This window comes from Chitinophaga jiangningensis (genome assembly GCF_900142605.1).
GTDB classification, from domain to species: domain Bacteria; phylum Bacteroidota; class Bacteroidia; order Chitinophagales; family Chitinophagaceae; genus Chitinophaga; species Chitinophaga jiangningensis.
Map to the genome: position 1 here is coordinate 26414 of NZ_FRBL01000014.1, position 21662 is coordinate 48075.

The window sequence follows — 21662 nt, forward strand, 5'->3', positions numbered from 1 at the left end:
TCCTTCTATTTATTTGTTCAATAAACTGATCGCCGATTCCAGTGGCATATTGATCGTAGTTTCCAGTTCTATTTTAGTGAGATTGTAATTTTTACTGAGGTTAATTTGCTGCACCATTTCCTGGTTGTAAGCCTTATAGCCAGTGCTATACACCTCCAGGCTGATTTCCCCTGCCGTGAACTTTTTTTCCAGTGCCTGGTGGTTGTTGTAGGCATCTTCGAGTATAGGCATGTGGAGCTCCAATAATTTTTTTGCCGCTACAAAATTTTCATAATCATTCAGCACTTTATTACGGCTCCCACGTAAATCTCCCTGCCGCTCTGCTTCCAGCAGTTTCTTTTGTGCTACTGCAATTTTTACCATTTTGGGGGTGGTGAATAAATCGCCCAAAGCAAAAGCCAGGCCTACGTTATAGGTAGGGTAGTAGTTATTTTGGTTCACATTGGTTTTAGGATCATTGGGATTGTAATACACCGTATTCCGGTTAAAACTATTTTCGTTTAGGTTCGTAAAAAACGACAGATGATTCAGCCATTGCAGCTTAGCATTTGAAATCTGATAATCACTGATCTTTTCTTTTGTGTCCACCGCATCCTGCGTAGGTGTTTTGCTGGCCAGATTAATCAGCACCTGTTTGAAACGCTGTTCCATACCAGGATTTTTAAGAATGGTGTTGATGTCGAGTGTGTCAATGGACTGCGCGCCGGCCACCAGTACCATACACAGCGATATAGAGATTAACAGTAGTTTTTTCATTTCTGTTAGTTTTCAGTATTTACAAATATTTTGATCTTACAATTACACCAGTGAGGGCATTCATGAATACCGCCATTTCCATCAAACCTCCGGACTCCTGTGCATACGTGGAAATAACGAAAGCGAATACCATAGAGGCGGTAGAAATAGCCAGCAGCTTATCTTTTTCATCGGTAAAGCGAAAGTAATTTGCCAGGCAGTAGCGCAGTTGCAGGTAGTATACGGCCAGTACAATAATCAACATTACCCAGCCGCATTCCAGTACTACACGTACCAGGTTGCTGTCCGGCGGAAAGCCCGCCAGTGGATGACCAGGATTATAAGCCCTGCCTTCTCCTCCTACTGTAAATAAACCGCCACCAAAGGGATGCGAATGCATAAACGGTTGCACACTGTGCCGGTTTATTTCGCGCACATTCAGCGACGCATCTTCCGTGCCCACAAACGCCGTGCGCACCCTGTTGATGGTGGCATTGCCATAGAATGGCCCAAACAAAATGGCACCACCTGCAAAAATCAGGAACATGGCTGCCAATATGGTATTGCGCTTATGGATCGTGACCAGCAGAAAAAGCAGCAAGCCTCCCGGGATCATCACATAACCGGTACGGGTACCCGAATATCCCAATGCCAGTAAATGCAGTAACAGCGATATTACTATCAGCACTTTGCGCTGTAGATTAATCACTGCATTACTGGCCGTCAGCAGTATGATCAGTAATATGCTGGTGATAGCCATCATGAGGCCGTACACTGCCGGATCACTCATGGTACCATTTACCCGCAAATGCCCGCCAATCATTGTCGTCATCAGCTTTTCAGGGGTGGTCATGATCAATGCCATTTCCCAGGAGGGAAGGCCAAACCATTCCTGGTAGCAGCCATAAAAGGCGGAAACCGTAGAAAGCCCGATCCAGAACTTAAAGAAGAAATAAATATCTTTCTTCGTACGTAAGGCAATGGTGGTGAGTATGGCAAACAACAGGTAGCGTAGCAGAATCCTGAAAAAGATGCCCAGTGTAGCTTTATTGGGTGCCATCGGGTTCAGTGATTCCAGCAGGTAAAACCCAAATTGCATAAACAGGATCATGAAAAGCGGCTCTCTGAAATAATTGATCGCCCCTGCTGTTTTCCTGCTTTTTTTCATCATGGTACCTATGGCAGCACTGAAGATCATCAGGTCCAGCACTGCGCCTACAGGCACTTCCTGCTGATAAATTCTTTCAAAAAAACGTACGGTGATGACCGTAGCCAGGGCAATATAAAATCCCAGCTTGGCACTGTTGATGCAGGCAATGGCAAGCGCAATCCCAAACATGGCAAACAGGATCAGTACACCCGTGCGGAAGTTGCCCGCCGTCAGATACGGGATAGCCGGCACTGCGATTGCCATCAGTGCAAACAGGATGAGGTCTGTTTTATATGCTCTTATAGATTGCAGCATCAGAGAAATACAACTTTTACAAACAGCGCCAATAGCACAACGATGATGAATATATTGATGAGCGTCTGGTGGTAAGCCGTACTCATTGGTTTATTTTGTTTTTTCATACACAACCGTTTGGGTTTTAAACGGACCTCTAAATAACCAGCCCATGTGCAGCCGCTCCAGTAGTCTGTAAGCCAGTATAGACAAGGGAATAGACGTGCCAATCAGCACCAGCAACAGCACCGGTATATTTTGTATCCAGCCCGTTTTTAGCAATGCCGCCCGGATAACAGCGGCAATCATCACATGCATCAGGTAGATGTAAAGACTGTAATGTCCGATGGTCTTCAAAAATCTGAGTGTGTGATGCATTGCCAGCCACGCGGATAATAACACCATAAAGGCACTGCCAATTAAAGCTACCACGGCATACAAAAACAGGTTCATATCCTGGTGATGCAGAAAATACCATTGGCTCACCGCAAACAGGGGCAGCAGTAATAACAGGTTGTTGCCTGCAGCCAGTTGCTGCTGGGTTTTTTCTGTAAAGAGATAAGAAGCTATCACGGGACCGATGGCAAAGAAAACGTAATGCAGCAGCACGTCATACAGGGTGCTCCACGGTGCCACCAAAGGGGCCAGCCCGAGGAAAATAAGCCCCAGCGCCACCTGCTGAATATTGTTTAATCGCAGTATACTGTGATTAAACAGGTACAGTGCAGATACATTAAACAAGGCAAACAGGTACCATAACTGATCTAACGCTCTCGGTTGCACGAAAATATCGAGATAGCTCCAGGCATCACGTTGTGCATTGGCAAACCGCGCAAAAATGATCTGCAGGCTGATCTGTATCACCGCCCATATCAGGTAAGGATACAGCAGGTTTTTGCTTCTTTCTTCCAGGAAGCCGGCTGCGCCACGCTTTTCGATCCCACGTTTAAAGAACAACCCGGATAGAAAAAAGAACAACGGCATACGAAAGCTGAACAGCATATTATTGCCATCCACCACATACTGCGGCACCTCCAGCCCGGTATGCTGCAATCCATACAGCATATGACGGTATATCACCAGTATGATCGCAATGCCTTTGGCATAATCGATCCACTGGTAGCGGGTAGCACGACTGATATGTATGGCCTCTGTGCTCATTACAATTCCAGGTAATCTTCTTTTACTTTATTGAGTACGGCACCAATGCATTTGTCGCCCAGGCCATGCAGAAACTGTATCGACTCCTTGCTGGTCTGGTTCAGCGTTCCCTGGGAAGAGAAAATGGCAATCACGCCCTGCACATAGTTCACCAGCTCCTTACTATCGGTATAATCATTTAGCGGCGCCCCTTCCAGGAGAATGAAATCATAATGCTGTGCCAGTTCCGGCAGATAGTTCAGCAGGTGATTTTCAGGGAGTATTTCAGATGGCGTGTAGTCGCCACCTTTACAGCCGATCACCTCTACACCTTCCGAAGGGTAGCGGGTAACATAATCTCTTACTTTGTCGATGCTGAACTGCCCCGGAGGAATGGAAAGCGTTTCCAGTGTTGGCTTTGCTTCCAGCTGCACGGTAAGGTCGTTGTTACAGAAGTTGGTATCAATAATTAACACCTTTCGGTTGCTCAAACTAAGGCTATATGCCAGCGCTTGTGTGAGCGTGGTTTTGCCCTGCTGCGATTCCGTGCTGGTAAACAGGAATATCTGTTTACCGCTGTGTTCCACTTCATATCTCAGTTTCCGCAATAATTCCCGGAAAGTGTTCTGGCGCTGCTTTTTAACGCCGGGGCCTAAGGCCTCTCGTTTCTGCAGTATTTCCAGGATGCTGAATTTATGGAGGTCTGTTTGGTTGATGGAACTGATCAGTTTCAGGTCCACGGATCTTTCAAAAATCGAAGGTGATTTCAGGGAGTTATCCAGGAATTCTATAAAGAGAATAGCCAGCACACTGAGGAAGAAGACGGAAACTCCTGAAAGCCCCATGATGATGAGTCTTTTGGAGGATTCGGGTCTTATAGCCGGCTGTCCTATCAGGCTTTGTTTGAAGCCATCCTGCGGCACCGTGCGGTTGTCGATGGCGGCGTTCAGTTTTTCTTTCAGTTTATTGTAATCTTCCTGGGCCATGGTTACTTCCTGTTGCAGGGAGCCTACCGTTGCCTCTTTGCTGGCATAGGAACCAAGTGTGCCGCGCAATGCGGATATGCGGGATTCCAGCGTAGCGATGTTCATGTTGGTAGCCTTGATCTGTGCGAGCAGGCTTCCTTTCTGCTGTTGCAGCTCATCTGCGCTTACCACATTTTTGCCGGTGACTACCGTTAGCTGATCCAGTTTATTTTGCAGCTGACCACGCAGGGATTTCAATTTCGCTTCCATGGCTTCATCTGTACCGCCTTGCTTAAGGTAAGTTTCGTTGAGGTCATTGATCTGGCGGCGCAACGTAATGATGTCTGCGTTGTTGCTGGTGTTATACACAGTTTTACCACTGCCCGCAAGGGTGAGCTGGCCGTTTATATTTTCCAGTGACGCCTGGAGGGTGTTCATGTTGGCGCGTTCGTCGAAGAGCTTTTTTTCAAAGCCTTTGATTTGTTCCATTTCGCTGCCACTGGCAGCATCTACGTTCAATACTCTTTCAGAAGCTTTGTAGGCACGGAGTGCTTCTACTTTCTGATCGAGTTCCAGTTTTTTCTGTTCTACGAGGTTAGCAAAGGTTTCAACGTTTTCAACATTTTGTTCAGTACGCTGACTCCGGTAGTAGCGAATAAATTCAGCGTACAGCCGGTTTACGATATAGGCGGAGAGTTCGGGATTTTCCGAGCGGTAGGTAAGATCAATGTAATCGGTTCGGCCCATGCGGCCGGCGGTGAGGCCTCCACGGAGGGATTCATAATCATACCCGTATAATTTAAGAATGTCCTGCAGTTCCCGCTCATTGGGGCGGTAGGCGCTGAGCATCTGCATGGAGTCATGCTTCTGCTGGCAGAGCGCCAGTACTTTGGCTTTGTCGGCATTTTTGAGCAGGGGATGATTGGCCTGTCCTTCCTTCAGTGTGCGGAAAGGCTGCCCTTTGCCACCCATATCGTGCAGTAACAGGTTGTACGACAACAGGGAGATGACAATCGGAGAGGTGATGGTGGTGATGATCCCATCAAATTTCTGATCAATTTCAAACATCCCTACGTGATCATCGCGGAGGCGGATCTGATCGGTGTAGGTGAGTCCGGTGGCCATTTGAGAGCTGGAGACGTAGAGTTTCGGTTTGTTGCGGGTAAACATGAACGCTGCTACTACGGCTAACATGGAGCTGATGAGGATCAGCCATTTTTTTTTCAGTAGTGCCTTCAGAAAATAGATAATATCCATAAGTTGACTATTCTTTCTTATTCGTTTTCGCGATTTAACCCAGGAGGGAGGCCTGGGTTAAATCGCGAAAAACAGGGCCTGAAGCCCTGATTTTTCGCGATGAACAACCGCGCTTAGCGCGAAACTTTTAGCAATTACTGTTTGATCGTGCGTATCACTTTTGATTGGCGCTGATCGTCGGTTAACCTTATCAGGTAGTAGCCAGGTATTTGTATGCTGCTGCCTGTGTTGAGCCTTAATGTTGACTTGCCTTGCGGTACGGAGGTGAGTTGCTCGCTGTATACGAGGCGACCATTGAGGTCGAATATCTCCACCAGTACCCTTGAGCTGCGCGTCATCGTCATATCCAGGTTCAGTTCTGTTACGAACGGATTCGGGAAGGCGGTGAGGTTGGCAAAGGCGGTATTGGATGATGAACCAATATTAGCTGGTGCCACTGCGGCCATTACGTTATTCTGCTGCAGGGACTGTAAGGAACCGGTGGTAGTGCCCAGCGGGGTTGGTGTGAAGCCCTGGATCACCAGTGCACCCATCAAACCGTAAGAGGCATCCAGTGCGGCGTCCACATCCAGTTTGATTTCGCCATTAGCATCCGCTGTTACGTTATAGATGGTAGCAGTACCTACGGTATTGATAGAGCTGTTTAACCAGGTAACCAGCTTACCGTTGGCAGTGAATCTGGTATTGCAGTTCATCAGGTCTCTTGCACTGGAGAACACGGTGAGGTTATACGTCATGGCCTGGTTCAGACCCGTGATCTTCATGCTTGCGTGTCCGCCGCCAAAGAGTACGTAGTTTTCAGCCAAAACTGCATCCGGATATACGCCGGAGTTATTACCGGTATACATACCCTGACCGCCGTATACGCCGAGGAAGTTCTCGAGTACTTCCACACCCACACTGGTAGGAGCACCGTTGTCGTCCAGGGCATTGCTGATCAGCGGAATACCCACCTGCGGACGGCGACCGGTATTGTTCCACGGGAACGGTGCCACGCTGGTGTCGGAGAAATGGATGTAGACATTCATCGCATAAGTAGTAGCGGTAGCCGCACCACTGTAGTCAGAATACACACCGGATTTCACCGCTCTGATACGATACGCATACTGCGTATTGGCGCTAAGGTTATTATCGCTATACTCAGTAGTATTTGCGGCAAGGGTAGCCACCTGGGTTTCTGTGCCATTAAGGCCAGCTCTCCTCCAAACCTGGAATCCGGTTTCGTTGTTGCTCCGGTCGGACCAGGTAAGGTTGATGCGTTTACTGTCTAACGCAGTGGCACGTACGCCGGCAGGGCTAACCACGCTCACCAGCGGATCATATGATTCTACAATCAGTGCATTGAGGAACGACATCGCATTCACCGGTAGGCTACCAGGGCGGATAAACCGGATGTTTACCTTACCATTGACAGGGGAAATACCATTGATCTGCGATGTTTTGCCGATGTTATAGTTGCCCTTGATCTTCACCGTATCCTGATTGATCACGAACCATGTTTCAGTAGCACCGCCATAGTTCTGACTTACAAAGAATGCGAAGTTGTATTTCAGGTTATTCTGCAGGCCGGCAATTTCAATGTTTTTAGGATCATTGCCGTTATTCATATACCAGGCTGACTGCATTACAGTATCCGGTACGATACCTACGTTTTGACCGGTATTCATGCCGATGTAGGTCCACCAGCCGGAGCCAAACGCATCATTGAGACGGAAGCTCATGCCGTTAGGTGAATTGTTTTCATCCACCACCGCAGGGGTATTGGCAATACCTACACCTGCATTGGCAACCGGTGCGTACATCACGTTGTTCCATGGTGCCGGTGCCGGACGCTCAGCCGCAATATTGAAATAGGTGAGTGTGGTGATGCGGTCAGATATAAACAGTTTGAATGATTTACTGCTGCTGCCACCGTAGGTGTCTTTTGCAGTGATGGTGATGTTGTAGCTGCCTACGTGATCGATGGTAGGATTAAATACCAGCTGTCCGTTGCCGGAGCCACCATCTGTAAAGGTGACAAAGGATGGCAGGCCCGCTGCGGTGAAGGTAAGACCGGTAACATCCGCTGCATCATCGGTAGCATGGAGTGTTACGGTGGTTTGCGTACCTGCGCGGAGTTTCACATCTGCAATAGTATCCAATACCGGGTTACGGTTTGGTACTTTAAGCCCTACAATGTTGGTATAAACAGAACCACCATTGTTGTTAAAGGCGCGAACCTTATAGTAGTATTTGTTATTACCCACAGCGGATGAATCCAGGAAGGTATTGGCATCCGGCAGGGTGGATTTGATCAGGGAGTAACTGCCAAGGCTATCCGTACTTCTGTACACCTGGTAGCTGGTTTCGTTGTAGGCAACATCTGTCCAGTTCAGCGTTGGATAACCACCTGCTACGTTGCCAGTGAAATTGGCAGGTGCCGCCGGCGCCAGGTTGTCTGTATAGCTCCATCCAAGCTCGATTACATTGATGAAACCGGCCTGCGTAATAGCTGGATTGCGGCTGGCAGCTGCTCTCAGCGTACCGGTAGCATCAGGTTTCAGGCCATAGAAATTAGCGGTTTGGGTGGTGTTATGCAACTGGTATACCGGTATGCTATCAGTTCCTACACTGAAGATAGTGGCCGTTTGTGCATTATCACCATTCCATTCAGAACCGGCATGGAACTTCAGGGAATATACTTTGGATGTATCCAGCCCGGTCAGTGTAATCGGCACCGTTGTTTGTGCGTTAAACACGCCGAAGAAGAGGAGATCCCACAGTACCACATCCGGATAAACACCGAGGTTGTTTGCCTGCGGACCATTGTTACCCCAGAAGATGGCGTCTGCCTGGATATTTACACCAATATTGGTGACTTCACCTTTTGCATTTTTGAGGTTGCTGGCACTCAGGGTGTTCAGCAGGTTCCAGGTATCTTCTCCCGGAGGGGTTACCATTACCTGGGTCATATCGATGAGCACTTTACCATTAGGACTGGCTTTGCTCACCACCAGTTTAAACGTTTTAATATCGGTACCACCATTGTTGTCCGTTACACGTACAGATACGTTATAGGTACCAGCATCCGTGAAGAATGGCTTAATGGTAGCAGTGCAGTTAAGCCCGTTGCCTTGCAGCGTTACAAAGGAAGGCATGTTTTCACCCGTCCAGGTATAGGTGTTGTTGGCATCCTGGTCGGTAGCACTGAAGCTGATGGTTTTGGTATCACCTTCCTTCATGTTTACATCGTTGATGGTGTTGAGCACCGGCGGATAATTATCGTTGATCACAAGGGCGAAAGTAGCGGTGTCTTTGGCGCCATGGGCATCGGTAACAATTACCACGTTATTGAGGTAAGTACCTTGTTTGTTATCATCTGTGGCCACGTTGAGATAAGGACCGTTAGGGCCGTTTACCAGCATTACGAACAGTGGCAGGTTCACGAAGCTGAAGCTATAGCTGTCGCCATCCGGATCGCTTGCTACCAGTGGTATCTGGATCGGATTATCGTAACGGATGGTACGACTCACCAGGCTTTGGATTACCGGCGGATTATTAGGTGCGGTAGCGGAAGCGATATTGGAGAAAGCAGATGCTCCGCCATCATTAACCGCCCTGACACGGTAGTTATATGTTTCGTTTGCGAATACGCTGGTATCGGTATAAGTGGCAGTAGTGCCGCTATTGGCCAGCGAATCGATATTACTTACAAATCTGTAGTCGGTATTGCCCGCACCAATCGAACGTTGTAATTCAAATTTGGTTTCTGTAGTGGCGTTGTCCGTAAAAGTCAGTTTGATATCATGGCCATCCAATGCTGCTGCGAGGCTGCCCGGAGCTGTTGGTGCTGCTGGTAAACCTTCGGTAGCTACGGTATTGATGGGTAAAGTACCGTTGTAAAGTTGACCTGCTTCGGTGGCAGTCACTGCATAATCAATCACGGTGAGGTCATCAATCCGGCCACTGTAATATAGCAGGTTGTTTACATTGAACGCCGTAGCAGTTTGAGCAGAGGTAGTGCTTGGGCGCCCCAGTGAGAAAGCTTCTGCGCTGGTACCTGCAATACTGCTGGTATTGCTGCTGGAAGTAGTAGCCACGCCATTTACATACATGGTGAGGCGTGAACCGGATTTATAGACTATGATAACATGGTACCAGTTGTTAATGGCGATACCTGTTTGCTGCACGGTGATTGGCGTGTTAGTGCCGCCGGTGCCTGCCGCTATTTTCAGAATGGAGCCATCCAGCTGTAATGCAATACCATTGCCTCTGCCACCCTGATCCATGATCAGCTGTCTGGCACCGGTAGCGGTAGGATAGATCCACATGCTATACGTCCTTTCTGTATATGCCGTGCGCAGGTAAGTGCTGGTAACTGCGATCTGGCTGGTGCTGGTACCGTTGAACTGTGCGGACTGGCCTGATTTTGCAGTATTCGACCAGGTAACGTTTGTTACGGTAGCGGCGTGGTTGGCAAAGTAGCTGCTGTCTGATGCATTGCCGTTGAATTTCCAGATGGCAGAGTAAGGCAGGGAGTTCGCCTGGGCAGAGGTGCCCGCTTTGCTGGCGGCTGCTACACGGTAGTAGTAGCGCGTTGCCGGCAGTACCTGGTTGTCAGTAAACGTAGTAACGTTAGCGTTTACACGACCCACCATCTGGAAGGTTCCCTGCTGTGTGGTACTTCTGTACACCTCAAATGCTTCTTCGTTCGTGCTGTTATCTTTCCAGGTAACGGTTACACTTTTATAGGAGTTGGCCACTGCATTGATGTAGCCCGGTGCGTTAGGTACGGTACCGGTAGCGGTGGAGTCCTGCACGAGGTAAGCTGGATCAATTTCGGTGTAAGCACCGCTGGTGCCACGTCTCCACAATACACGCATCACTTCGTCTCCACCAGCTTCAAAGAAGGTAGCGGTGATCGGAATAATCTGGCCCGCAGTAAGATTTTGACCTGAACTGGTTACTGTAGTTTCGCCATGTAACCCATCGTTGTTCACAATGGCGGTAGCACTTGGGCTGTAGGCAGTATTAAGATAGAGTTTGGAACCATCATCGGAAACCGTCTGGAAATAGTAGGTACCGCTAACGGGTATACGCAGATAACCGGTCCACTTAAACGCGAAGTTATCATCGCGGTTGCGGACGCTGAGGTCTGTGGTAGTGCTATAACCGGTTTTTACCGGGGTAAGTGTATTAAAGTTAGGCAGCTGGCTCAAACTTCCCGTTTCGTAGTAGCTGTAGTTCCAGCCACGCTGTACGGAGCTGACAGCCAGTTGCGCGCTTGGTGAAGAGGAGTTGCCACTTACATCTCTCGCAATGACGTATACTGTATAAGTTTGTTTTGGATTTAAACCTGCCAGTATGATAGTTCTGGTGGCGCTGTCGGTGGTATAATTTTTCACGCCATCCACATATACATCATAACCGGCGATGCCTACATCGTCTGTGGAGGCATCCCATGCCAGCGGAATGGAAGTGCCGGCTGATACTCCCTGTGCACGCAGGTTGGTAGGCGCTGTTGGGGGATTAGGATCGGCAATGGTAATACCACGTACCTCGCTGGATACAGGTCCCGCTGCATTGTTATTTACTGGTCTGATTACATAGAAGTAATCTGTATTTGGCAGCAGACCGTTGTCCGTGTATGTCACTACGTCGGCAGGAACTTTTGCTACCAGTGTATACGGCCCGCCACTGGTGCGTGAGCGGTATACTTCAAAAAGTGTTTCATTATTTACAGGGGTGGCTTTATCTGTCCAGTCGAGGCGCAGCTCCGTTTTTGATACAGGCGTTGCTGTAAGGGACTGAATACCATCCGGTCCGTTAGGGCCCACTGCGTTGATCACTGCAAATGGTGCGGATGGATTGCTGGAGCAGCCATACTGTTCTGTTACGCGTGCGGTGTAAGTGCCTACCACACTGGTGGTAAAGGTACTGTCGGTGCTCACTACCTGGTTGTTCTGATTGGTCCAGGTATAGTTCACATAGCCGGATGGTACGCGTAAGGTAATGGTGGTGCTGCCATCAGGAGCCGGCAGCAGATTGCTTTTCAGCCCTTTGGTGGTGATAGGAGGTGTTTGTGTTGGTGCTTTGATTTTTACATTGAGTGGGGTAGGAGAGTACTCGGTCCAGTTAGTACCATCTCTGGTCACACTCACCCGATATACACCTAAGGAGTTTACTTTAATCTGGTTGGAGTGTGCCGTATCAATGAGTACACCGTTGCGCTGCCACTTATAGCCGGCAAAGCCAGGTGCGATACCCACCGTGATGTCGATAGGGTCTCCCTGACAAAATTCTGAACGCCCGCCGAGCGGCCATGGCGTAAGTATATGTGCCCTATTCATGAATGGGAGAAAATCGGCTTCTGCCCAGGCATGATACCAGGTATCATGTGCTACGTTTGGATAAATGGTATAGCGCATGTTAGCGCCTTTACTTTTTGCATCATTGTACACTGCGGTGGCGGTCCACTCGGAAGGGGAACCATCCAGTTGTCCCTGAAACAGCCAAACGGGGGTGAATTTAAATTTGTCCACCACGTTGCTCAGCTCATAGCCTGCAGAGCTCATAGGCAGGCAACCTGCCACGTAGGAAGGGTTTTTCAGCTGGAAGTCCCAGGTACCTGCGCCTCCGCTGGATAAACCATTATCAATTACTCTTAATAAATCCAGTTTGTTATTCACTGCCATGTAGTCCAGGATCTCACGCATCCTGGTCAGTTCAAAGTCTGTCCAGTAGCCACTGATACTCTGCGGATAAATCAGGAAGCCATCAAACGCGCCGCTGGTAACATACTGACTAAACAGGTAGCCACCGTGATACAGCTGGTATTCGTTATCCTGTATTGGTCCGGCCTCACCTCGTCCTGCGAAAAACACGAACACCGGGTACTTTTTACCATCGTTGGCGGTGTGATTGTAGGTTTTGGGGAATTGTACCCTGAAAGCCATACCGCGGTAGATGTACGCCTTGAGGGCAGTAGATTTCCAGCCGTTTGGCATTTCAGAACTTCGGTCTCTGCTGATCCATTTACCTATCTGACCTTCGACAGGTTGTGCCGGAAGAGTCCCGCCGGTATAGCGGACAATGGGGTCATTGGGGTCAATGACGCTCTGCGCTATCGCTATCCGTGCAGTAAGCAGGATGGCGCAGAACAATAGTTGTAGAAATTTTTGCATAACATTCATGTTTATGAACAGGGACAGTGAATTGCGCTGTAACTATCCGTTTGCGTGCAGGCATACAAGTATGGCTATACGAAAACGCATGAATTTCATGGGAGATGGCAAAAATTAAGTAATGGTGGATTGGGGATTTATTCCAAACCGTGTTGGCTTTAGCGAAGGATAAGGCGAATTATTGGTTGTTGTGTATATTACTGGGGTACCATAGACAGGGGCAATCACTCAGTATTGCATCTACAATGCCTGGTATATCCGGTATCGGCCGCTAATTTACAGCGGCATTACAAATTTATTATTCTTTTTAGGCAAAACCTGTTTTTTATTTAGGGAACGCATCGAATCCGCGGTTAAATGTCCGGGCTGAAATAATAGCTCAGTTTTGTAATGCCCGCTCGGCTCTTTCCCAAATGGCAGATTGCCGCCCGCGAATAAAGCGTGCGAAACCTTTATATACAGCAATATTCATGAATACGAAATAAAACGGAATATAAAAGTATTTGATTTTCACTTCGTGTATGGCTAACTGGTAGCCGGTATAAGCGGCAGCATAAAAGCAGCCCTGCATGATTAATAATGTCAGGTACGTATATCCTCCACCGTTAAACACAATAATTACATTGCTCACAAGCAGCAGCGCCAGGCATAGCGGCGCCAGCGTCCACCTTAATACACGGTGTGATACATACTGCCAGGTGATCTTCGGGAAACGGAATATATTAAATAAGACAGCAAGCCTTACAATCGACTGAAAACCACCGGCGGCTATACGAACTTTCCTTTTAAACTCTTCCTGTAAGGAAGCTGAAGGTGTTTCCATCGCATAGGCCTGCGGCTCATAGGCTACCTTGTAGCCTTTTATATTTATGTTAAAGGAGATAATAAAGTCATCGAGGATAGAGTCTTCCGGAATGGGCGCATACAGCGAGGTACGCACCGCCAGCAGTTCCCCGGCAGCACCCATCACACTGTACAGCTCTGCATCCCATTGCTTTAGCCTGGATTCATATTTCCAGTACATGCCTTCACCCACGCCTTCACTACCACTGTTCTCCTGGGTAATCACTTTTTTCTCTCCTGCTACAGCACCTACGGAGGGATCAATGAAATGGCTCACCAGCCGCCGTACCGCAGCGGCGTTCAGCAAAGTATTGGCATCTGAAAAAATAACTATTTCAGTATCGGTAAGTGCCATCGCCCGGTTGATGGCAGCAGTTTTTCCATTACGCGCCGGCTCATACAACAGTTCAATATTTGCATACTGACCAATCACCTGGTTGGTATGATCCGTACTGCCATCGGTTACAAACACCATCCGGAATTTATCCGCCGGATAGTCCAGCGCCAGCGTATTGGCGATCTTATGCCTGATAAATGCCCCTTCGTTGTAGGCCGCTACCATAAAGGTTACCCGCGGTTCATAGCCGGTTGTATCCGGCTGCCTGCGTGTGGTAAACAACCGCTTTACACGCAGCACCAGGTATAACAGTAACCCATACCCGATATAACTGTAAAACACAATGAGTAAACTAAAGAGGCAAACTAATTTCATGGTAATCACTATCTGAATAAAAAATATGTTTCCAGGGACAACAGGCCGATGATCATGCCCAGCGCAAAGCGGATACATTTGCTGTAGGTGAACTTGTCGTATGGCACTAACAATATGATCAGGAAGGCCGCTGCCTGCCCTACATAACGGGAGCTAAACAGGTGCGTTACTTTCAGGTTGGTAGCCAGCATCAGCATACAGCAGCTGAGCAGAAACAGGAATACCGGCTCCGACTTCCTTTGCCAGGCCTGCCAGGCGCAGCAGGCAACATAATAAATGGCCACGGTTGCGAGTGCAGGGGAAATAATATAGGGGTAGACGTTAGTAACGGCGGCAGGAAATACTTTACCCACGGCTTTACTCAGCGGCGCAAAACTATAATGCAGCACGGTAATATTTAACACCAGCAGCAGGACATAAAACAAGACGAGTCCTATAGTGATCCGCCGGTTGATCACAAACCATGCTGGTGCAATAATGATAGTGAGCAGGGCCCCATAGGCAAAAGCAAGTATGCCATGCCACAGGTTAATCCCCCCGGCGGCTACCAGTGCCTGCTTAGGCGGTACCAGCCCTTTCCAGATCAGGAATACGGGCATGCATATACTGAGCGCTACAATAGTATAGATGCCTATGCTTATCCAGCTCAGTTTATATCTCCTGTAATACCATAATAATATATAGGAAGATGGAATGAGAATCAGGAACGGACTACGCCCAAGGATCGCCAGACCTGTGGCAACGCCTGCAACAACGGCATACAGCACGGTGCGCGTTACGGATTGGTCAGCCCGGTTTATACTAAGCAGCAACCAGTAAATAGCCAGCGTGGAAAAAAAGATAGGAGGGATTTCCGTAAGCGCCATACCGGAGATTTGCCAGATCATGGGCACTGCCATGATGTTCGCTGCATATATTATTGCAGTCCCTGATTTTACCTTGTACTGCAAAGTGATGATGCGTATAAGCAGGAAGGTTATCCCCGCCAGCAACGTCATGTTTACCAACCGGATGCCAGGCGTTTGCCAGTGCGTTACTGCATACAATGGATAGTGAATGAGCTGATATAGAGGCCCCGGTGCCTGGTCATTCATTTCCAGTAAAAACCTGGCCGAAAGGCCTTCTTTATCGAAAAGATACAGGTTGCGTACAAACAGCGGCTCATCAAATAATGGTGGCTGCCGGTGCAGGATGGTAATGAGCAGTAATAAAACGTAACCACCAATTCCAAGTATCAGTAAAAGTCTTCGTTCCATAGATGTTATCAGGGATTTGGGATTGGAGATAACGGCATCAGGTATAATTGGGAAGGTAAAATTATAAATCAATATCAGTATTTCAAAATCAGGTATTGTAATTTAATCAATTAGCTCAGCTGGTTTTAACACTTATGACTGAAATTGATGCATTCACCCGGAAAAATATGACCTTCACAAAAAAGAAATTACGTAAATTACAAAGAATTATAATTTTACACTCAATCTAAATCGCCTGGTTGTGGCTCCAATATTTGAATAACAACCTATGACCCTGAGATCACCGTATCTCCGCAAGTATCCTCCGAGAAACCACCTTTATTATCTGATATTTTCGACCACATCCCATTTAAAGCCTTCTCATGGTTGTGCTGCCGCATTGGCTGTATCCATGCAGACATCCAAAACCATTTAAACCAGAAGGTGGAATGAAAAAGAAAGTATTAATAATTGATGATAGCATACCTATCAGGTTCTTACTCGAAGCAATCTTCAGCAAGAATTACCATGTGATATCTGCACAGGATGGACTGGTAGCTATGTCGTGGCTGGCTAAAGGAAATACCCCGGATCTGATCATTACCGATTTACAAATGCCGAATATAGACGGATATGAACTGATCCAGTTCCTGTCCGACAGTAACTTATACCGCGATATACCAGTTGTTGTTTTATCCGCATGCAATGATGCCGATACCACCGCTACGGTAAACCGTTATCAGAATGTTCAGGCTTTCTTCAGCAAACCGTTTGACCCCGTTCAGCTGTCCGCCTCCGTGGCCGACATCCTCAACGGACAATTGGCCGCTGCTATCTGATAAGCCGATGATTGTTTAACGCCAAATAGTAATTATGGGAACGTCTACACCTGGATTAACTCCTGTTACACCGATGAAACCTGTGCATGAGAAAACAGAAACAGCTGTGATACGCCAATTAAACCCCGAAAAGATTGTCATCTTTGTAGGTAATACCTACCTGGATATCAGAGACACCCCCGGCAATTTCAAGTTCCTGGTTGTACAGGACCTGAACGCTGCACAGGCGGCCATCTCCGAAGTACTCAACGTATTTCGTAAAATACCCGCTGTCATCATCTACCGTTTTAACAGCAAATATGAACAGGAATGCGAACAATGGGAACAGTACTTCAAGGATAACCAAATCCTGCGCTCCATCCCGTTCTTCATGTATTCTGAACAGGTGTCGGAACAGCTCAAAACCTTTGCCCGCAAATATACTTTCATCGATGAGGTGATCACCCGCGAATGCCTGGTAAGCACACTCGATAATAAAATTGCTTTCGTCAGCAAATTCAAATACCTCAGCGTGATCACCCGACAGGAAACTGCTGCCGAAAACCAGCTGCCTGCGGTAAAGTGGACCTTGGGTTATTTCTTAAAACGTTCGGTAGATGTTATAGCCGCCAGTACCCTGTTGCTCGTGCTGATGCCGTTGCTGCTGCTCATTGCCCTCGCCATCCGCATCGAATCCAAAGGGCCGGTATTGTATGCCGCTAAAAGGGCAGGCAGAAACTATAAAGTATTTCGCTTTTATAAGTTCCGCACCATGGTGCCGGACGCCGATAAAAAACTCCAGCAGCTCTCTCACCTGAATCAATATGGTAATAATGAGGGAGGCGCCGTGTTTTATAAAGTCACCAACGATCCGCGCATCACCCGATTCGGGGCGTTTCTGCGCAACAGCAGCATCGATGAGCTGCCACAACTGCTCAATGTAATAAAGGGTGATATGTCCCTCGTTGGTAACCGCCCCCTGCCGCTGTATGAAGCTGCCTCGCTTACAACGGACGACTGGTCGCAGCGCTTCAATGCACCGGCAGGTATCACCGGACTGTGGCAGATCAGCAAAAGAGGAAATAAAGATATGTCCGTAGAAGAAAGGATTGGCCTGGATATCAGCTATGCCAACAAACATTCTTTCGGGTACGACATGTGGATCATGATGAATACGCCATTTGCCCTCGTGCAAAAAGAAAACGTTTAGTGATGCCCGTTATAGAAGTAATCTTGTTCGCCATACCGGCGTTGTGGGTGTGTTACAACCTGCTGTTCTGTATGGCGGCAACTTTTAGCAGGAAAAGGAAACCGGACTATTCGGCCCCTGAAAGGTATCACCGCTTTGCGATACTGGTGCCGGCCTACCGGGAAGATGCGATTATATTGTCTACCGTGCAGCATCATGAGGCACTGCGTTATCCGCGTACTGATTTCGATATCGTGGTGATTGCCGACTCGCTGCAGCCTGAAACCCTTTCTGCGCTGGCTGCTACCAGCGCTATCGTTATTCCGGTCAGCTTTGAAAAAAGTACAAAGGCAAAAGCCTTAAATGTAGCTTTTGCCACTTTACCGGCAACCTATGATGGTGCCGTCATCAGCGATGCAGACAACCTGCTGGATCCCGATTTTTTACTCAAAATGAATCGTGCGTTCCTGGACGGTCACCAGGTAATTCAGGCCCGCCGCGTCGCGAAAAATATCGATTCCCCCTTTGCCATACTGGATACTGCCAATGAAATTATCGCTAATCATATTTACCGCAAGGGAAGTAATGCATTAGGCCTTTCGTCTTCTGTAATTGGGTCCGGTATGGTGTTTAACTACAGGCTGATTAAACATATCATGTCGCAGATAGATGCCACCGGGGAAGATAAAATTCTCCAGATGATGATCGCGGAGAAAAAAGTCTTCCGCGAGGTAGGACTTCCTGCACAACCCATTTTATACATGGAGCACGCCCTCGTGTTCGATGAAAAAATAGATAATCCAGCCGCCTTTGCAAAACAGCGCAAGCGCTGGCTGGCGGCACAGTACAGCTACCTGTGGCAATACCGGGCCAATGGCTTTGATGCACTGCGGCATGGGAATTTCGACTACCTGAACCTCTTTTTATGTCATAATCTCATGCCCCCGAGGATGTTGCTGCTGGCCTATCTTAGCCTTATGCCGCTACTTTACCTTTTGCCGGGCAGCTATTTATCTCTCCCTATAACCTGGTGGCTGGTATTATGGGCACTCAACGCCTGCTGCCTGCTACTGCCCATACCGCGCAAATTTTTTGCCCGCTACTTTGTACAGGCGGTGGTAAACCTGCCCAGAGCCATCGCTATCATGCTGGCACTGCTGTTCCGGCTCAAAGGCGCAGAAAATACGTTTATACATACCAGTCATAATAAAACTGCGATCAATAATCCCCTGGTAGATGCTGAAGGATAATCACATACCGCTTGTTTCCATTATTACGGTCAACTACAATACACCGGTGGTGACGCAGGCTTTGCTGGCATCTATTCACCGTAACGATTATACGAATGTAGAAGTGATAGTGGTGGATAACGCTTCCACGGACGACCCTACAGCCTTGCTGGAAGAGGTGTATCCGGCAGTGAGGGTGATACGGAGTGAGCGTAACCGTGGGTTTGCCGGCGGTAATAATTTAGGTATCGCCGCCGCAAAAGGGGAGTACCTGTTCCTCGTAAACAATGATACCGAATTTACACCAGGGCTGATACAAGGACTGCTGGCGGTTTTTGAGCACCATAAGGATGCAGGGATTGTGAGCCCTAAATTCCATTTTTATTACCAGCCCGGTGTGATTGAATACGCAGGGTATCAGAAGGTAGATGTACTCACGGGCCGTAACAGTATGATTGGCCGCGGCGTACGGGACGACGGGCAGTTTACCGCTATCGCCGATACGGCCTATGCACATGGCGGTGCCATGATGATGAAGAAAAATATTATGGCCAGAGTAGGCCCCATGCCTGATATTTATTTTCTCTATTATGAGGAACTGGACTGGTGCGAACAATTCCGCAGAATGGGCTACCGGATGTACTTTCAGCCGGCATCGCTGATTTATCACAAGGAATCCATGACCACCGGGAAATACAGCGCACTCAAAACCTATTACCTTACCCGCAACAGGATCCTGTTTATGCGCCGCAATGTGCGGTGGCCACAGTTGTTGCTTTTTGCAGGTTATTTCACCTGCATCACTATACCTAAAAATACATTGACTTTCCTGCTGAAAAGAGAATGGAAACACCTGCAAGCCTTCTGGAAAGGCGTTAGCTGGCATCTCAAACCATTCTGACAGCATTTGCCTATACTGCTATGAGCGCTAACAGAAGAATAAAAGTCCTGGAAACAATTCATCAGGGCAAGGTTGGGGGCGGCGAACGCCATATACTCGACCTGGTAGCCCATCTGGATAAATCCCGCTTTGCCCCCGTGGTATTATCTTTTACGGATGGCCCCATGGTGGATACACTCCGGCAAATGGGAATTCCCGTGCATGTAATCCCATCCACCAAACCATTTGATTTCAGCATCTGGAAGTCGATCAGAAAACTGATGGAGAAAGAAGCAATTGACATGGTGCATGTGCATGGTACCCGTGCCAATACGAATATGATTCCCGCGGCACGTCCACTAGGCGTTCCCGTGATCTACACCGTACACGGATGGTCGTTTCACCACGGCCTCTCTTATCCGGTTCTTAAAGTCAGGGTGCTGATTGAAAAGTGGATCACCAGGAGAACAGCTTTGAATATTACGGTGTCCGCTGCAAACCGGCAATCAGGTTTAAAAGCTTTTGGGAGATTTAAATCTGTCGTGATCAGAAACGGCGTGGACCTGCAACGATTCCATCCTGGCGTAAGCGACAATGGATTACGGACACAGTATGGGTTTACCGAACAAGACCTGGTGGTAGGATTTATTGTGCGCATGACGATTCAAAAAGATCCGTTGGGCATGATCCGCGCATTTGCTGCTGCGCATCAGTTACATCCGCAGTTAAAACTATTAATGATAGGAGAGGGGCCGCTGAAAGCTGCTGCTGTACAGCTGATCAGAGAACTGGGTATAGGCGGTGCCGTAGTACTCGATGGTTTCAGAAGCGATGTGCCGGGTGTGCTGCAGGCCATCGATATTTACTGTTTGCCCTCATTATGGGAAGGCTATCCGATTGGCCTACTGGAGGCAATGGCCGTAGGAAAGCCTGTTATAGCGAGTGATGTGGATGGTACCAAAGAAGCTTTTGATCATGAAGTAAGCGGGATACTCGTACCTGCGAGAAATACGGCAGCCTTATGTACTGCCATCTGCCGGATGGCCGCAGATGAAAGTTTGCGCCAGCGCTTTGCCGCCGCCGCGCTTGAGCGGGCAAGGGCAGATCATAACATCACCACCATGACGCGCAAGGTGGAAGAGGTGTACAACAAAATGTTTGTGCAACATGAAATAACCAAACCAGCGAACGCCTAAACTGTTTGCTGCATCAATGCGTCCGCCTGCAGGAGTATTTCAGGTGTGGAGGTGATATCAAACTTCCTTGCAAATAACTTCCCCGATGCTAACAGGTTTGGAAGGTCTGCTACGGTAAAGGTTTTGGGGCTTGGCTTTTTCTCTGACCAGTCGATATACCGGAGGTTGTCATACGTTACTTTTTTACGCCATTCCGGCGAGTTCATCACAATGGTATGAAAAATAAATTCATCTGCTCCCCAGGTATATTTGTAATAGGTAAGCAGCGCCGGATGTGTGTTGATGAAATGCAGGCAATAGCGCGCGCACTCCTCACTTAAACTCCACCACTGACTACCTCCCCAGTGCCTGAAACCCACGGGCAGCTTGCGTACCGGCATCAACCGGTTTACCCATCGTGTCATAAAATACTTTCCTTTGAAGTGGAAATCTTCAAAATGATACTGATCCAGTTTACTGATGGTGGCCTGTACTTCCTGCTCCGGCATGATGTCCATGAATTCTTTACCGTGGTGCACGGTGAAGAAGTCGAAAATCTCCTGGATGGGGCGCAGGGGATAGTCGAGGCCGGAAAGCAGGGAAATGTTTACATATCTGCGGCGACTATTCAATGTTACTTCCAGCAGGTTTAAGGTGGCACGTACCATGCTGAAGCCCGCCCAGTTTACTCTTACGCGGGAGGGGATGAAATAGACCTGACTCAGCTGAGTGCAGGGCCAGTAGTCCTGTATGTCGGCTTTCGCATCAAGGTGAACGTAGCAGTCTACCAGTGGATGCGATAACCGGGACAATAGTTGGTGCAGTTGCTCCGGGTTCTTATGAGCCAGGATGAGGAAAGCTAAGCGCATGAGGTATT

General features: G+C 48.2%; 13 protein-coding genes. 5 read left to right on the forward strand and 8 right to left on the reverse strand.

Features of this window, described 5'->3' with window-relative positions:
* Positions 1–9 precede the first annotated feature (9 nt).
* The 7 genes from BUB18_RS27780 to BUB18_RS27810 all read right to left on the reverse strand — a co-directional run bounded on the left by BUB18_RS27780 (position 10) and on the right by BUB18_RS27810 (position 15515).
* Positions 10–756 carry a TolC family protein gene (locus BUB18_RS27780; protein ID WP_083550935.1) on the reverse strand — a complete coding sequence of 249 codons (747 nt, stop codon included), beginning with the start codon at positions 754–756 and terminating at the stop codon, positions 10–12.
* 19 nt (positions 757–775) lie between these two features.
* The gene (locus BUB18_RS27785; RefSeq protein WP_073087470.1) at positions 776–2200 is read right to left on the reverse strand and encodes an O-antigen ligase family protein; all 1425 of its coding nucleotides are present in this window, start codon (positions 2198–2200) and stop codon (positions 776–778) included.
* A gap of 90 nt (positions 2201–2290) precedes the next feature.
* Entirely contained in the window at positions 2291–3340 is a 1050-nt protein-coding gene (locus BUB18_RS27790) for an acyltransferase family protein (protein ID WP_073087472.1), read from the reverse strand.
* Positions 3340–5541: an exopolysaccharide transport family protein gene (locus BUB18_RS27795; RefSeq protein WP_073087474.1), complete on the reverse strand. Its 2202-nt coding sequence runs from the start codon at positions 5539–5541 to the stop codon at positions 3340–3342. The genes BUB18_RS27790 and BUB18_RS27795 overlap by 1 nt, the downstream gene beginning before the upstream one ends.
* 134 nt (positions 5542–5675) lie before the next feature.
* Positions 5676–12704: a fibronectin type III domain-containing protein gene (locus tag BUB18_RS27800; RefSeq protein WP_178372225.1), complete on the reverse strand. Its 7029-nt coding sequence runs from the start codon at positions 12702–12704 to the stop codon at positions 5676–5678.
* A gap of 379 nt (positions 12705–13083) precedes the next feature.
* Positions 13084–14259, reverse strand: a complete 1176-nt coding sequence (locus BUB18_RS27805; protein ID WP_073087478.1) for a glycosyltransferase family 2 protein — start codon at positions 14257–14259, stop codon at positions 13084–13086.
* An 8-nt stretch (positions 14260–14267) separates the two neighbouring features.
* Positions 14268–15515 (reverse strand): hypothetical protein, encoded by a 1248-nt coding sequence (locus BUB18_RS27810; RefSeq protein WP_143160127.1) that lies wholly within the window; start codon positions 15513–15515, stop codon positions 14268–14270.
* A gap of 428 nt (positions 15516–15943) precedes the next feature.
* Here BUB18_RS27810 and BUB18_RS27815 point away from each other — a divergent pair, with 428 nt between their 5' ends.
* Genes BUB18_RS27815 through BUB18_RS27835 form a run of 5 tightly spaced genes read left to right on the forward strand, consistent with a single transcriptional unit; the run spans position 15944 to position 20806 of the window.
* Positions 15944–16333 (forward strand): response regulator, encoded by a 390-nt coding sequence (locus tag BUB18_RS27815; protein WP_073087481.1) that lies wholly within the window; start codon positions 15944–15946, stop codon positions 16331–16333.
* A 34-nt stretch (positions 16334–16367) separates the two neighbouring features.
* Positions 16368–17522, forward strand: a complete 1155-nt coding sequence (locus BUB18_RS27820; RefSeq protein ID WP_245805749.1) for a sugar transferase — start codon at positions 16368–16370, stop codon at positions 17520–17522.
* 2 nt (positions 17523–17524) lie between these two features.
* Positions 17525–18751, forward strand: coding sequence for a glycosyltransferase family 2 protein (locus BUB18_RS27825; RefSeq protein WP_073087485.1), 1227 nt, complete (start codon positions 17525–17527; stop codon positions 18749–18751).
* The gene (locus BUB18_RS27830; RefSeq protein ID WP_073087487.1) at positions 18738–19631 is read left to right on the forward strand and encodes a glycosyltransferase family 2 protein; all 894 of its coding nucleotides are present in this window, start codon (positions 18738–18740) and stop codon (positions 19629–19631) included. Before BUB18_RS27825 ends, BUB18_RS27830 begins: the two co-directional genes overlap by 14 nt.
* 20 nt (positions 19632–19651) lie before the next feature.
* Entirely contained in the window at positions 19652–20806 is a 1155-nt protein-coding gene (locus BUB18_RS27835) for a glycosyltransferase (protein WP_073087489.1), read from the forward strand.
* Here BUB18_RS27835 and BUB18_RS27840 read toward each other — a convergent pair.
* Entirely contained in the window at positions 20803–21654 is an 852-nt protein-coding gene (locus BUB18_RS27840; RefSeq protein ID WP_073087491.1) for a beta-1,6-N-acetylglucosaminyltransferase, read from the reverse strand. The genes BUB18_RS27835 and BUB18_RS27840 overlap by 4 nt on opposite strands.
* Positions 21655–21662: the final 8 nt, after the last annotated feature.